This window comes from Pedobacter antarcticus, from assembly GCF_900103515.1.
In the GTDB taxonomy this organism is placed as follows: domain Bacteria; phylum Bacteroidota; class Bacteroidia; order Sphingobacteriales; family Sphingobacteriaceae; genus Pedobacter; species Pedobacter antarcticus.
This window is the reverse complement of record NZ_FNGZ01000001.1, coordinates 512,569-526,521: the sequence shown is the minus strand read 5'-3', so window position 1 is coordinate 526,521 and position 13,953 is coordinate 512,569. Positions and strand designations below refer to the sequence as shown.

11 protein-coding genes and 1 riboswitch are annotated in these 13,953 nt (G+C 41.0%); of the genes, 4 read left to right on the top strand and 7 right to left on the bottom strand.

The window, feature by feature from the left end; translation table 11 throughout:
- Positions 1-65: 65 nt before the first annotated feature.
- The 5 genes from BLR53_RS02150 to BLR53_RS02130 all read right to left on the bottom strand — a co-directional run bounded on the left by BLR53_RS02150 (position 66) and on the right by BLR53_RS02130 (position 5,946).
- A complete protein-coding gene (locus BLR53_RS02150; RefSeq protein WP_037443931.1) occupies positions 66-575 on the bottom strand; it encodes a C40 family peptidase in 510 nt (169 codons plus the stop codon).
- A gap of 11 nt (positions 576-586) precedes the next feature.
- Complete coding sequence (mutS, locus tag BLR53_RS02145; protein ID WP_074586725.1) at positions 587-3,196, bottom strand: DNA mismatch repair protein MutS; 2,610 nt, start codon at positions 3,194-3,196, stop codon at positions 587-589.
- Between the two features lie 90 nt (positions 3,197-3,286).
- On the bottom strand, positions 3,287-4,012 hold the full coding sequence (locus BLR53_RS02140) for a menaquinone biosynthetic enzyme MqnA/MqnD family protein (protein WP_037443935.1): 726 nt from the start codon (positions 4,010-4,012) through the stop codon (positions 3,287-3,289).
- A 63-nt stretch (positions 4,013-4,075) separates the two neighbouring features.
- The gene (gene mqnE, locus BLR53_RS02135) at positions 4,076-5,272 is read right to left on the bottom strand and encodes an aminofutalosine synthase MqnE (RefSeq protein ID WP_074586722.1); all 1,197 of its coding nucleotides are present in this window, start codon (positions 5,270-5,272) and stop codon (positions 4,076-4,078) included.
- A 179-nt stretch (positions 5,273-5,451) separates the two neighbouring features.
- The gene (locus BLR53_RS02130; RefSeq protein WP_074586718.1) at positions 5,452-5,946 is read right to left on the bottom strand and encodes a lipocalin family protein; all 495 of its coding nucleotides are present in this window, start codon (positions 5,944-5,946) and stop codon (positions 5,452-5,454) included.
- Between the two features lie 65 nt (positions 5,947-6,011).
- Between BLR53_RS02130 and BLR53_RS02125 the strand changes: the two genes are divergently transcribed.
- From BLR53_RS02125 to BLR53_RS02110, 4 genes are all read left to right on the top strand, one after another.
- Complete coding sequence (locus tag BLR53_RS02125) at positions 6,012-7,127, top strand: trans-sulfuration enzyme family protein (RefSeq protein ID WP_074586713.1); 1,116 nt, start codon at positions 6,012-6,014, stop codon at positions 7,125-7,127.
- 141 nt (positions 7,128-7,268) lie between these two features.
- Positions 7,269-7,381: riboswitch (SAM riboswitch) on the top strand.
- A 221-nt stretch (positions 7,382-7,602) separates the two neighbouring features.
- Positions 7,603-8,907 carry an O-acetylhomoserine aminocarboxypropyltransferase/cysteine synthase family protein gene (locus tag BLR53_RS02120; RefSeq protein WP_074586708.1) on the top strand — a complete coding sequence of 435 codons (1,305 nt, stop codon included), beginning with the start codon at positions 7,603-7,605 and terminating at the stop codon, positions 8,905-8,907.
- Between the two features lie 25 nt (positions 8,908-8,932).
- Positions 8,933-9,991 (top strand): homoserine O-acetyltransferase family protein, encoded by a 1,059-nt coding sequence (locus tag BLR53_RS02115; protein ID WP_074586703.1) that lies wholly within the window; start codon positions 8,933-8,935, stop codon positions 9,989-9,991.
- Positions 9,992-11,233 (top strand): homoserine dehydrogenase, encoded by a 1,242-nt coding sequence (locus BLR53_RS02110; RefSeq protein ID WP_074586698.1) that lies wholly within the window; start codon positions 9,992-9,994, stop codon positions 11,231-11,233.
- A 56-nt stretch (positions 11,234-11,289) separates the two neighbouring features.
- On the opposite strand, the gene BLR53_RS02105 is transcribed toward BLR53_RS02110, so the two are convergent.
- Positions 11,290-12,642, bottom strand: coding sequence for a dihydrolipoamide acetyltransferase family protein (locus tag BLR53_RS02105; RefSeq protein WP_074586693.1), 1,353 nt, complete (start codon positions 12,640-12,642; stop codon positions 11,290-11,292).
- A 52-nt stretch (positions 12,643-12,694) separates the two neighbouring features.
- Entirely contained in the window at positions 12,695-13,948 is a 1,254-nt protein-coding gene (locus tag BLR53_RS02100; protein ID WP_074586689.1) for a competence/damage-inducible protein A, read from the bottom strand.
- Positions 13,949-13,953 lie beyond the last annotated feature (5 nt).

The window sequence follows — 13,953 nt, the reverse complement described above, 5'->3', positions numbered from 1 at the left end:
GCGAATTTTTTATATTTAGTCCAGAAAGGGTCTTTATCAACAGTCTTTTTCATTTTAGATTACGCTTAGTTTTTGACACTGCCCGCTTTAATGAGCACCCGTTGGTAGGCTGGTAAATTCAAGTCATCTACAATTACACCCTTTGAAGTAGAAGCATGAACGAAATATCCGTTATTTAGGTATACGCCTACATGATCTATTTCCCGTCCGCCGAAAGAAAAGAAAATCAAATCTCCCTCCTGAAGTCTGGAAAAGTCTTTCTTCCTGATTACATCTGCCTGATCGCGGGAGCGCCTGGGTAACTTTTGTCCATAAATCTCCTGATTTAAAAGTAGCGCAAAACCAGAGCAATCGATCCCCTTCTTATTCAATCCGCCTAACCGGTATGGAACCCCGGTCCAGTCAGTAATAAAACGATACAGTTTTTTACTATCTAATGCAGCCATCGCATCAGCCGCTTTTGCACCTCTGCTGCCAGTATTAGCATTTGACGTGTGTCTCCTGCTCGAACAGGAAGTGAAAATTATCGTCCAGGTGAGCGCCAATAGAAAATAACGTAGGTATACTTTTTTCATTGGTTTTAGTTTTATTGTTTGATCAACCTTTGAATTTCATCCAATTTCAATAATGCTTCCACCGGAGTGAGAACATTTACATCCATATTATTCAACATATCTCTGATTTGTACCAGAACCGGATCATCCACAGCAAACATATGGAGCTGATAAGCCTGGTTCTGTACTTTTTTGAAACTATCTTTAATACTTTGTCCTTCAGTTCTGTCAATTTCCAGTTTCTTAAGGATTTCGTTAGCTCTGTTTAGTAGTTTAGGTGGCATACCGGCAAGCTTTGCCACATGAATACCGAAACTATGTTCACTACCGCCCGGAACCAGCTTGCGCAGAAAAATTACTTTACCGGCCATCTCTTTCACGGAGACATTGTAGTTTCTGATCCTGTTCATCGTTGCAGCCAGTTCATTCAGTTCATGATAATGGGTTGCAAAGAGTGTTTTGGGTCTTGCTGAGGGGTGAGTATGCAGAAATTCTGCAATAGCCCAGGCAATGGATATTCCGTCGTATGTACTCGTTCCCCTGCCAATCTCATCCAGCAGAATCAGGCTCCTGTCTGAAATATTATTTAGAATACTCGCCGTCTCATTCATCTCTACCATGAATGTACTTTCTCCAGCTGATAAATTGTCAGATGCACCTACGCGCGTAAATATCTTATCTACCAGACCGATAGCAGCAGATTTTGCAGGGACGAAACAACCCATCTGCGCCATGAGCACGATAAGACCTGTCTGACGAAGGATCGCAGATTTACCAGACATATTTGGCCCGGTTATAATAATAATCTGTTGGGTATCATTATCAAGGAATACGTCGTTGGTAATATATTCCTCCCCTATTTTCAGTCTTTTTTCGATAACAGGATGTCTTCCGCCTTTAATATCCAGCGCTCTGGAGTTATCTAATATTGGCTTGACATAGTGATTTTGTAAACTTAGCTGCGCAAAACATAACAGGACGTCCAGTTGCGCAATTAAGTTTGCATTTTGCTGTATTGGTCTGATATAGCTTGCAACCTGCAACATTAAAGCTTCATATAATCTAACTTCAATCTGCTGAATCTTATCTTCGGCACCAAGAATTTGTTCTTCGTATTCCTTCAGCTCAGGCGTAATATATCTTTCGGCATTAACCAGGGTTTGTTTTCGTGTCCAGTCAGAAGGAACCTTATCCTTATGGGTATGGGTTACTTCCAGATAATAGCCGAAGACATTGTTAAACGAAATTTTCAGCGAAGGTATGCCAGTACTAGCTGCTTCTCTCTTTTGGATTTCGACAAGAAAATCTTTACCCCCTGTAGAAATTGCCCGTAGTCTGTCTAATTCCTGATCCACCCCATCTGCAATGACATTACCTTTCACCAGAAGAGCGGGTGGTTCCTGTTGCAGCTCAATTTCCAACTTCTCGCGAATGCTCAGACATGGATCGAGCTGTGAAGCAAGTTGCATCAGATACGGGTTATTGGTTTCGAGCGCTTTTTCTTTGATAAGCTCAATCTGATATAACGACTTTTTTAATTGACAAAGTTCTCTGGGGCCGCAACGGAGCAAGCCAACCTTGGAAATTAAACGTTCCAGATCCCCTATCAGCTTTACAGGAGTAAGCAGGTCTTCCAGCAAGGTATCCTGTTCAATCAGGTATTCAACCATCCCCAGACGTTCCTGAATAGGCTTCAATTCTTTAAGCGGCATAACAATCCACTTATGCAGCATTCTAGCACCCATTGGAGTCGAAGTCTGATCCAGCACATTAAATAATGTCACTGCATTTTCGTTTGCCGAACTAACCAGCTCCAGATTTCTGATAGTGAATCTGTCCAGCCATAAATATCGGTCTTCTTCTATCCGGGAAATAGAGGTTATATGTTTAAGATTTCTGTGCTCAGTCTCATTTAGGTAATGTAGTACAATACCGGAGGCAACTAAACCTGTAAGCAGTTTTTCAACACCAAAACCTTTCAGCGAGGTAACTTCGAAATGCTTAGTTAATACTTCATCGGCATAATCGGATGTAAAAGCCCAGTCTTCCAGTGCATACGTGTAGAATCTGTCGCCGAAGAGCTCAAAAAACTCCTGGCGTTTACTTTTCTGAAAGATAACTTCAGTCGGCTTAAACCCCTGTAATAGTTTATCAATGTATTCTGCATTTCCCTGTGCAACATGAAACTCTCCTGTAGAGATGTCCAGGAAAGAAATCCCAATTGCATTTTTATCAAGGAAGATCGCTGCAAGGTAATTATTAGACTTTTGACTAAGGATATTATCACTATATGCGACGCCGGGAGTAACCAATTCGGTTACGCCGCGCTTAACGATAGTTTTGGTAGTTTTTGGATCTTCCAGCTGATCGCAGATCGCAACCCGCTGACCAGCCCTGACTAACTTAGAAAGATAATTGTCCAGGGAGTGGTGAGGGAAGCCGGCAAGCTCTATATAGGCTGCAGATCCATTTGCACGCCTGGTTAATACAATCCCTAAAATCTGGGAGGTTTTAATAGCATCTTCTCCGAATGTCTCATAAAAATCTCCTACTCTGAACAATAATAATGCACCCGGGTATTTTGCTTTGATCGCATTATACTGCTGCATTAACGGTGTCTCTTTCGTTTTATCTTTAGCCAAAATGTTATATAAAATTACAAAGCTGTAAATATACTATCTAGGGATTAGCTTTGTGCTTTTTTTTGCAATTTCAAGCTAATCTGATACGAATTATAAAGCAGCAATATAATTAAGGAAGAGTTGCAGAGCCTCTCTCTTGGCGGCAGTAAGCTCAAAGTCAAGTTTGTGCATCAGATAATCTTCCATATCGAAACCAGAAACTTCAGGCAGGCCTTTTATTACTTCCTTTCTCGAATCCAGGCCTTTTTTTAAAGCCCGATTGAAAGCAGCTATAAATTCAGCATCTATTTTTTTATTGGCGACCCATGCAGCATAAACAAAAGGAAGACCGGTAAACGTCATCCATTCTTCACCCATATCATAAACATAGGGATACTTATCTTTCTGGCCGAATGTGCGGTCTCCGATCAGTACAATAGCATCAGTAACCGCATCTGGTTCAGTTGTGAAGGATACGTCTTTTTTGAAATGAAATTTAAGCAGTACCCTGGATAAATTGTTAGAAGTTCTGGAATGTGCATCCAAACGTAAAGTACGAATATCTTCTACTGGTAAATGACTAAAAATAAACACAGAGTTGACTGCACCAACCGAGCCGATACAATAATCTGAAATAATATGCGGATCGGCAATTAATGGAATCGCCGCTACAGGGATCAGTCCGATATCTACGGTACCATCAATTACTTTAGCAGCACAATCAGTTGGAATATCAAGGCTCAGGTCAATCTCTTGTAAGATTGGGGAATGTTCAATTCCGTAAATGAAGGGTTTAGTATTAGTATAGGAAACAGCTGAAATACGTATCTTATTCAATGTTATATGCTTATAATGGCTATAACCTTTTGGGGTTATAAACTCATGTTTTGAATTTTTATCCTAGGAATTAATTACCGGAAGTTTATAGAACTGAGGTTTAACATCTTCCTCAAATTCCACATTTGTATAATCGGTAACAACATTATAAAGCGTATCCCTTTCAATCGGTTCACGTTTAACCTGTTTAATGAGATTAACAAGCTCTCTGGTACTCATACCAGGATGCTGCTCTTCTGCCCCGGCCATCGAATAAATCTTAGTCGTATCATCCAAGGTGCCATCAATGTCATCAACGCCAAAATTTAGAGATAATTGAGCTGTTTCTCTACTAATCATCGCCCAATAGGCCTTAATGTGATCAAAATTATCCATATAAATCCTCGCAATTGCGTAGTTACGAAGGTCTTCTATAACTGAAACCTCGGGCACATGATCCATCTGATTATTCTGATTACGGAATTTCAACGGAATAAATGCCTGAAAACCAACTGTTTTATCCTGTAGTTGTCTCAAACGCTCCATATGATCTACTCTGTGCCAGTACTCTTCTATATGGCCATAAAGCATCGTCGCATTTGTACGCATTCCAATCTTGTGAGCTTGTTCATGGATATCCAGCCACTGCTCTGCGTTACATTTATCGTTTGCAATCTTCTCTCGCACCTCGGGATGGAAGATTTCTGCACCACCACCCGGCATAGAGTCCAGTCCGGCATCCTGCATATACTTCATACCATCATAGTGGCTGAGTTTCGCTTTTTTAAAGATATAATAATACTCCACGGGAGTTAATGCCTTAATGTGAAGGTCGGGACGGTGTGCCTTAGACCTGCGGAAAAATTCGGCATAAAAGTCGAGGTTCTGCTTTGGAACGACGCCACCGGTAATGTGTACTTCAGTTACAGGTTCATTATCATATTTTTTCAACGCGTCGATCATGGCGTCGACACTCATTTCCCAGCCTTCTTCTTTGTTCTTAATTAAACGTGAATAGGAACAGAAGTTACAACTGTATACACAAACATTCGTCGGTTCTATATGAAAATTACGGTTAAAGAAAGTACGGTTACCATGTCTTTTCTCTCTGATATAATTAGCCAGTACACCCAAATAACCTAGTTCCGCATACTTATAAAGATATACTCCGTCATCAAAGGAAATTCTCTCTTCGCGCTCTACTTTCTCTGCGATGGCCAATAGTTCTGGAGACAGATCTTTATCGGAAATCAGGAAAGCGAGTTTTTGTGTCGTGTCCATTTATTATCAATTATAAAGTCAAAAGTAAGATAAAAACATCAGAAGATGGTTCCAGAGGCTGTTTTGGCTGTCAGTTTTGTGTCATAGCTATACCATAACAACGCTTTCGAAAAATCAGGACATGAAAAAGGCCGATCATGATGTGATGATCAGCCTTTGAAAATTGCGTTTATAGCGTGTTATTTCGCTGCTTTAGTGTAGTTCAAAACAATATATGCAGAAGAACTACCGTATTCAACAGGTGACTTCAAAGTCAGGTTATTGTCGTCGGCGTGTGAAAGGATAAGTCTGTAACCTTCTGTTACATTTTTCGCTTTATCACCTTCATTCAGTTTTTTAAACTGGAAAGTCTCGTCAGCAGTACTCACAGACCAGAAAATGTCCTGAGTTCTGCTCGGGCAATCAGTAGTTCCAGGCAGCATATAAGAACCATTTCCACTGTTTGTCAATCTCCAGGTACTACCTATAAAACATTTATAAGATGCTTCATTAAACAGTGATTTCACATTCGCTGCCGGTACTCCCTCAAACGTAATATCATTTAATACCCAGTTTCCAGTCACATTTCCTCTTTTCAGGCTAGCACCTGCGGAAGCATTTTTTGTGGATGAACAACTCTGTAAAACCATCAATGAACTGCATAAAATGGCTGCTATTACTAATATTCTTTTCATATACTTGTGTTTTTGAAAGTCAACTTACACAAACCCTGCCAAAAACCCTATTTAACAGAAATTCTATGCATAACAAAACTACAGCCATCCACGGAGGAAATATAACACCAAGTGCAACCGGAGATGTGACTCCTGCAATTAGTTTATCTACAACTTTTTACAGAGACGAAAACGGCGGATACCCGGGCGGACACATGTATAGCCGTGTCAGCAATCCGAACCGTACTGCTTTAGAGACAATATTGGCAAAACTGGAGAAAGGAACAGAATCCTGTGCATTTTCATCAGGTAATACCGCTGGAATGGCAGCGTTCCAGGCTCTAGCGCCGGGAAGCCATATTATTGCCCCCGACGATATGTACTGGGGTTTTAAAAAACAACTGCTGTCTATTTTCGAAGGGATCCTGGAGATTGATTTTATAGATCTGACTAAGCCTGAACTCGTCTCCCCAGCGATCAAATCAAATACGGTGATGATCTGGACAGAAACACCCTCTAATCCACTCCTTAAAATCACTGATCTCACGGCCATTTCTAAGATCGCAAAGTCGCATCAACTGATTCTGGCCTGTGATAACACTTTCGCCTCTCCATGTTTCCAAAATCCAATTTTGCAGGGAGCAGATCTGGTAATGCATTCTACTACCAAATATATAGGCGGCCACAGTGATGTACTCGGCGGTGTCCTGATTACAGCTGGTCCTTCTGCTTATTGGGACAAGATCAGGAATATTCAGCAGATTGGCGGTGCAGTTCCTTCCCCTTTCGACTGCTTTCTGTTACTGAGAAGTTTAAAAACTCTTCATTACCGGATGAAAGGTCATGCTGAAAACGCATTACTTTTTGCTCAGTATCTGGAAGCGCACCCGTTAATTGAAAAAGTGTATTACCCTGGTTTACCTTCACACCCACAATATGAAGTCGCTGTTAAACAAATGACAGGCTTTTCCGGAATGCTGTCTGTGTTGGTTAAGGGCGATGGAGAAAATGCTAAAAAAGTAGTTAATAAAGTTCATCTGTTCGCTCAAGCTACCAGTCTTGGCGGTGTAGAAAGTTTAATTGAGCATCGGGCCTCAGTAGAGGGTCCTGACACAAAAACGCCACAGAATTTAATTCGGATATCTATTGGACTTGAAGATGTAAACGATCTGATTGCCGATTTCGAGCAGGCTTTACGCTAAAAATGAGTTTAAAACTCAACAATAAACTATTGCAAATGAGTGTTTTGTGAGTAATTCAAAATTTAATTTTGGATATTAATCACAGAACACTACATTTGTAACCATAAAGCGAGAGCTTTTCAAGTCAGCCTGCACAGGTTTGATTTATAAAGAAGTGGCGAGAGACAGGCTCCTAGACCCACTGGCAACCCTCCCAAATGGAGAAGGTGCCAATTCCTGACCAGACAGCATATTGCTGATTGGAAAGATAAATTTAGACAAATGAAAATTACAATGCCTCTAGCGCGAATGCGCAAAACTTCTTTAAATATTATTAAGCTTGCTTACGTACACAATTATATGTGTTGTTGCGCTGAATAATAAAAACTAATTCCGACCATTTTTCCCGGAAAGCCTCTGAACGAGGTTCTGATAAGCATGCTTTGCTGTATAAATCACCCTACACTTCATTTTACAACCTTAAAAACCCAAATATATGTCAGCCAACTATAAATTTGAAACCTTACAGATCCACGCAGGACAAGAAATCGATCCAACGACAGGGTCAAGAGCAGTCCCTATCTACCAAACTACTTCTTATGGTTTTAAAAGTGCCGAGCATGGTGCAAATCTATTTGCGCTAAAAGAATTCGGTAATATATATACCAGACTGATGAATCCGACAACGGATGTATTTGAAAAAAGAATTGCCGCATTGGAAGGTGGAGTTGCCGCATTGGCAGTCTCTTCAGGTCAGGCAGCTCAATTTATTGCATTGAGTAATTTTCTGCAGGCTGGTGACAATTTCGTCTCTTCGCCTCATTTATATGGTGGGACCTACAATCAATTTAAAGTCGCCTTTAAAAGACTGGGTATCAATGCAAAATTTGCAGCCACTGATCAGGTTGAGGATTTTGAAGCTCAAATAGATAATAATACAAAAGGAATTTACCTGGAAAGTATTGGGAACCCTTCCTTCAGTATACCTGATTTTGAAAAATTAGCATTACTGGCGCAAAAATACGACATCCCATTAGTCGTCGACAATACTTTTGGTGCTGCAGGTTATTTGTTTAAACCTTTAGAACATGGTGCTCATATCGTCGTACAATCCGCTACTAAATGGATCGGCGGACACGGTACAAGTGTTGGCGGAGTGATCGTTGATGGCGGTAATTACAACTGGGGAAATGGAAAGTTCGAACAATTCAGTAAGCCTTCTCCAGGATATCACGGACTAGTTTTCAGTGACGTATTCGGTGTGAATAGTGAACTGGGAAATATTCAGTTTATTATCCGGGCGAGGGTTGAAGGCTTAAGAGACTTTGGTCCGTCACAATCTCCTTTTAACTCTTTTCTTTTGATTCAAGGATTGGAAACACTTTCACTTCGTGTTCAAAGACATGTAGATAATGCGTTGGCCTTGGCTAACTGGCTGGAAAACCACGAAGCGGTCAAAAAAGTATATTATCCCGGACTGGAAAGCAGCCCATATCACCTCAATGCTAAGAAATACCTTAAAAACGGGTTCGGTGCTGTATTATCTTTCGAACTGGAAGGCGATAAAGACCAGACGATTAACTTCGTAAACTCTTTAGAATTAGTTAGCCATCTGGCAAATGTGGGTGATGCAAAAACATTAATTATCCAACCGTCTGCCACTACACATCAGCAACTTAATGATGAGGAGCAACTGGCTGCCGGGATCACTCCACAATTACTGCGTGTGTCTGTCGGAATTGAACATATCGACGATATCAAAGCAGACTTTGAACAAGCTTTCGAAAAAATAAAATTATAGTAATCCATTGCAAGAACAAGCCTATATGTCATCTAACCATATTTTCAATTACCATAAGCTTTTTAAACTCGAGAACGGAAAAAAGGTCCGTGGTTTACAGATTGCCTATCATACATATGGTAAATTAAATGCCGATAAATCAAATGTAATATGGGCTTGTCATGCACTAACCGCAAATGCAGATGTTCTGGACTGGTGGAAAGGTCTTTTCGGCGAAAACTCATTATTTAATCCGGAAGAACATTTTATTATCTGTGCAAATGTATTGGGTTCGCATTATGGGACTACCAATCCGCTGAGTACAAATCCGGTTACTGGTCTGCCCTATTACCTTTCCTTCCCGGAATTTGGTATAAGAGACATCGTTAAAGCGCACCAGTTGCTCGCCGATGACCTTGGCATCCGTAAACTTAAGGTATTAATTGGTGGTTCACTCGGTGGGCAGCAGGCAATGGAATGGGCAGTAAGCAATCCTGATTTTACTGAAAACCTGATACTTATTGCGACGAATGCTTTCCATTCCCCATGGGGAATAGCTTTCAATGAAAGTCAGCGCCTGGCGATCACTACAGACCGCACATTTTTTGCCCAGAGCCCTAATGGCGGTTTAAAAGGTCTTAAAGCAGCCAGAAGCATTGCCTTACTTTCCTATCGTACTTACGACGCTTATGTTGCGACACAGGTGGAGAGTGTAAACGAGAAGACGGACGGCTTTCGGGCATCATCTTATCAGAATTATCAGGGTGAGAAGCTGTGTAAACGTTTCAATGCTTACAGCTACTGGTATCTGACCAAGGCTATGGACAGTCATAATGTTGGCCGGGGCAGAAAAAGCGTTGCAGAAGCACTGCAGCAAATTAAAGCCGATACCCTGGTAATTGGAATACCTAATGATTTGTTGTTTCCACTTTGTGAACAGGAGTATCTCGCAAACCATATCCCTCATGCCAAATTCCAGAAACTTCTATCTGCTTATGGCCATGATGGCTTTCTGATTGAAACCGACGAACTAACTAATATCATAGGCAATTTCCTAAAGGAAAATGCAAAAAATAAAATTGTTAAACTTCATAAAACAGCATAGATGAGCACGAAACTAAAAATAGGAATTTTTGGATTTGGTGTCGTTGGCCAGGGATTACATGATATTATCCGTGGACAAGACCTGAACCTGGAAATTATTAAAATCGCTATAAAGAACCCAAATAAGAAGAGATCACTGGATAGTAGTCTTTTTACGACCGATCATGATGAAATACTGGATAATCCGGATATCAATACCATCGTCGAATTAATTGATGATGCAGATGCTGCTTTCAAGATTGTTAAAAAGGCACTGAGCACTGGTAAACATGTAGTGTCGGCGAACAAAAAAATGATTGCTAACCATTTGGAAGAACTGGTTAAATTACAGGAATTACACGGAACCTCACTACTTTATGAAGGCGCAGTTTGCGGAAGTATTCCTATCATTCGTAATCTGGAGGAATATTATGATAACGAACTCCTGCACGGAATAAGCGGAATTTTTAATGGATCATCCAACTATATTCTCTCCAAAATATTCAATGAGAATATGCCCTATGATGTTGCATTAAAACAAGCTCAGGATTTAGGATTCGCCGAAACCGATCCAATTATGGACGTTGGCGGATACGATCCTAAATTTAAACTTGCTATTGCAACTGCGCATGCATACGGTCTGTTTATTGACCCGGATAAAATATTGAACATTGGTATCCAGAATTTATCGGAGCAGGATATTCAGTATGCAAGGGAAAAGAACTTTAAAATAAAGTTGGTTCCGACTGCAAGAAAGATCAGCACTAAGCAGGTGATTACCTACGTACTTCCCAAATTTGTTAAGTCTGATGATTTCCTTTACAACGTGGAAAATGAATATAACGGAGTAACTGTTCAGGCAGCTTTCGCCGACAAGCAATTTTTCTTCGGGAAGGGAGCTGGCGGTCACCCTACCGGTGCGGCAGTGTTGTCAGACATAGCAGCATTAAGATATGGATACAAGTATGAATACAAAAAATTCCACCAGCATAACGGCCTGATCCATACCGATCAGGTGAATATTGAGGTTTACCTGCGCTATACCCATGAGTACACCGTAGAGAAGCTGAAAATTGAAAATATTCTGGAACGTTTTGTCAGAAATGACTATAAATACGTAATTGGAAGCGTGAGCTTAAAGTCACTGCTTGCCAACCGGGATCTGTTACAACAAAAAGATGTATTTATTGCTCATACCGGCAGGTATACTTATACGGATCAGCAGATCGAGGTAATTGCCGGAGAAGAAGTTAGTTATAACTAATATTTTGTGTGTTTTGATACAAGCAGGCCGGGTTAACCGGCCTGCTTTGTTTTTTATTAGATTTCGCGATTAATATCCCAGTTCTCGAGATAGTCCGCCACCCGGCGTACAAAAGTACCACCAAGAGCTCCATTAACAACCCTATGATCGTAGGATAGCGAAAGATACATCATGTGTCTGATTGCAATAACATCTCCGTATTCAGTTTCTAAAACTGCAGGTTTTTTCTTAATTGCCCCTACTGCAAGTATAGCCACTTGTGGCTGATTGATAATAGGTGTCCCCATCACATTACCAAACGACCCGACGTTAGTTAAAGTAAACGTACCGTTTTGAGTTTCATCCGGTTTAAGCTTAGATGCTCTTGCGCGAACTGCAAGGTCGTTAACAGATTTGGTCAACCCTACAAGATTCAGCTGGTCTGCATTTTTAATTACAGGTACAATCAGATTGCCACTAGGTAGTGCTGCTGCCATCCCAATATTGATATCTCTTTTTTTGATGATTTTGGTACCATTTACAGATACATTGATCATCGGAAAATCTTTGATCGCCTTAGTAACCGCCTCAATAAAAATTGGTGTAAACGTTATTTTTTCGTTTTCTCTCTTCTCAAAATTCTTTTTAACCTTATCACGCCATAGAACCATATTGGTTACATCTGCTTCCACAAATGACGTCACATGAGCTGAGGTTTGCTTACTCATTACCATATGGTCTGAAATGAGCTTACCCATACGATCCATCTCTATGATCTCATCGGCACCTGAGACACTTACACCTGCAGGATTAGATATTACCGGAGCAGCACTAACCGGCGCTTCCTTTGAGTTTGGCGTGCCTGCTTGTTTATTTTCAGCAGCAGCTTCCTTAACTACCGCTGCCGCAGGGCGGCTCTGCTGAATATAACTTAACAAGTCATCTTTTGTCAGGCGGCCATCTGCACCGCTGCCATTAATGTTTTCCAGCTCTGCTGTGCTTATATTTTCCTGGCTGGCGATACTCCTGACTAAAGGAGAATAGAAACGATCGGAATCAGACTTTACCTGCTCTTCTGTATCCGGTTTAACTTCTAATTGCGTAGTGCCTGGAATTTCAGTCAGAATATTTTCTTCGATGTCGTCTTCAACTGACTCATCTACACTCTTTATTTCCTCTGCATTTTCACCATCGGTTTCTATATACGCGATAACTGCACCTACCTGCACGACGTCGTCTTCCTGATACAATTGTTTTATCAGTTTACCCGCTACCGGAGAGGGTACTTCTGAATCTACCTTATCGGTGGCTATTTCTAAAAGGGTATCATCCAAACTGATCATATCACCTGGTTGTTTCAACCATTTGATAACAGTTGCTTCCGCAACACTTTCGCCCATTTTGGGTAATAATAATTCGTATTGTGCCATTTAGTTTATAGTAAATTTGGTTTTTCCAATCAGCTGCAAAAGTAAGTCTTTTTTAGACTAATTCTTCATCTTCTTTCAGGAGATTCACAATCATGGTCAATGCAGCGGCAGCTGAACGCTCTATATTCTGTGCTCTTTTGTTGCTAAAATGATGCAGTTTCGCAACCACGCGATTCCGGTTAGCTACTGCTACCCAAACTGTTCCTACAGGTTTTCCGGGAGTCTCCCCACCGGGGCCAGCGATTCCGCTTACTGCAACACTATAATCAGTTTTAAAATGTTTCAACGCGCCCAAAGCCATCTCTTTTACTGTTTCTTCACTAACTGCACCGTAAGCTTCAAGCGTCTGCGGTTTAACCCCTAAAACAGATTCTTTAAGTTCATAAGAATACACGACAGCACCACCCGCAAAAACACTTGAGCAGCCAGGGTGTCTGGTAATCAGATGTGATAAATAACCACCCGTGCAACTCTCGGCAGCAGATAATGTCAACCCCTTCTGATCCATAATATTGAGCATAACCTTTTCCAGATCAATATCATCATCGCTCACAACATAAGCTCCTAACCGATCGGTAATCAGATTGGCATACAGATTTACGTTTTGCTGGAGCTGCTGCTCATCCTTACCAGAACTACTTAAACGTAACCTTACTTGTCCTAATTTAGGCAGGTAGGCCAATTTTATAGTTTCAGGCAGGCTGTCTTCTATATCTTCGATACGCTGAGCTAGAAATGATTCACCCAGGCCGGCAGTGAGAATAGTCTTATGGTAGATGAAAGGCAGTTCAAATCTTTGCTTTATTCTGGGGATGATCTCTTCGTCCATTAAGTACATCATTTCAAAAGGAACACCAGGCATAGACACGAAGATCTTTCCGTTTCTTTCAAACCACATACAAGGTGCGGTTCCGTTTAAATTCGGTACTACGGTACAACCATCCGGAACATCCGCTTGTCTGATATTAGCCTCTAACATTGGCCGGCCATTCTTACTGAATATTTCTGTAACATGCTTCAGCACAGCGGGATCATTCCTCATTCCCATACCAAAATACTTGGCAAGTGTGAATTTCGTGATATCGTCTTTTGTCGGCCCGAGTCCGCCGGTTATTAAAATCAGGTCGGCCCGGTTTTCGGCTAAAGCCAGTGCATCAAGGATATGTGATTCATCATCCGAGACAGAGGTGATCTGTTTAACTTTTATTCCAGCCTGATTTAAAACTTTCGCCATCCAGGCGGAGTTTGTGTCAACTATCTGACCGATAAGGATTTCATCACCAATGGTTATAATTTCAGCTAACATATGTA

What these genes read in the sequence shown, in the direction of transcription:
- BLR53_RS02100 (WP_074586689.1), bottom strand. Translation starts at nt 13,948, where the DNA reads ATGTTAGCTGAAATTATAACCATTGGTGATGAAATCCTTATCGGTCAG.
- BLR53_RS02110 (WP_074586698.1), top strand. Translation starts at nt 9,992, where the DNA reads ATGAGCACGAAACTAAAAATAGGAATTTTTGGATTTGGTGTCGTTGGC.
- BLR53_RS02105 (WP_074586693.1), bottom strand. Translation starts at nt 12,642, where the DNA reads ATGGCACAATACGAATTATTATTACCCAAAATGGGCGAAAGTGTTGCG.
- mqnE (WP_074586722.1), bottom strand. Translation starts at nt 5,272, where the DNA reads ATGGACACGACACAAAAACTCGCTTTCCTGATTTCCGATAAAGATCTG.
- BLR53_RS02125 (WP_074586713.1), top strand. Translation starts at nt 6,012, where the DNA reads ATGCATAACAAAACTACAGCCATCCACGGAGGAAATATAACACCAAGT.
- BLR53_RS02150 (WP_037443931.1), bottom strand. Translation starts at nt 575, where the DNA reads ATGAAAAAAGTATACCTACGTTATTTTCTATTGGCGCTCACCTGGACG.
- BLR53_RS02120 (WP_074586708.1), top strand. Translation starts at nt 7,603, where the DNA reads ATGTCAGCCAACTATAAATTTGAAACCTTACAGATCCACGCAGGACAA.
- BLR53_RS02130 (WP_074586718.1), bottom strand. Translation starts at nt 5,946, where the DNA reads ATGAAAAGAATATTAGTAATAGCAGCCATTTTATGCAGTTCATTGATG.
- BLR53_RS02115 (WP_074586703.1), top strand. Translation starts at nt 8,933, where the DNA reads ATGTCATCTAACCATATTTTCAATTACCATAAGCTTTTTAAACTCGAG.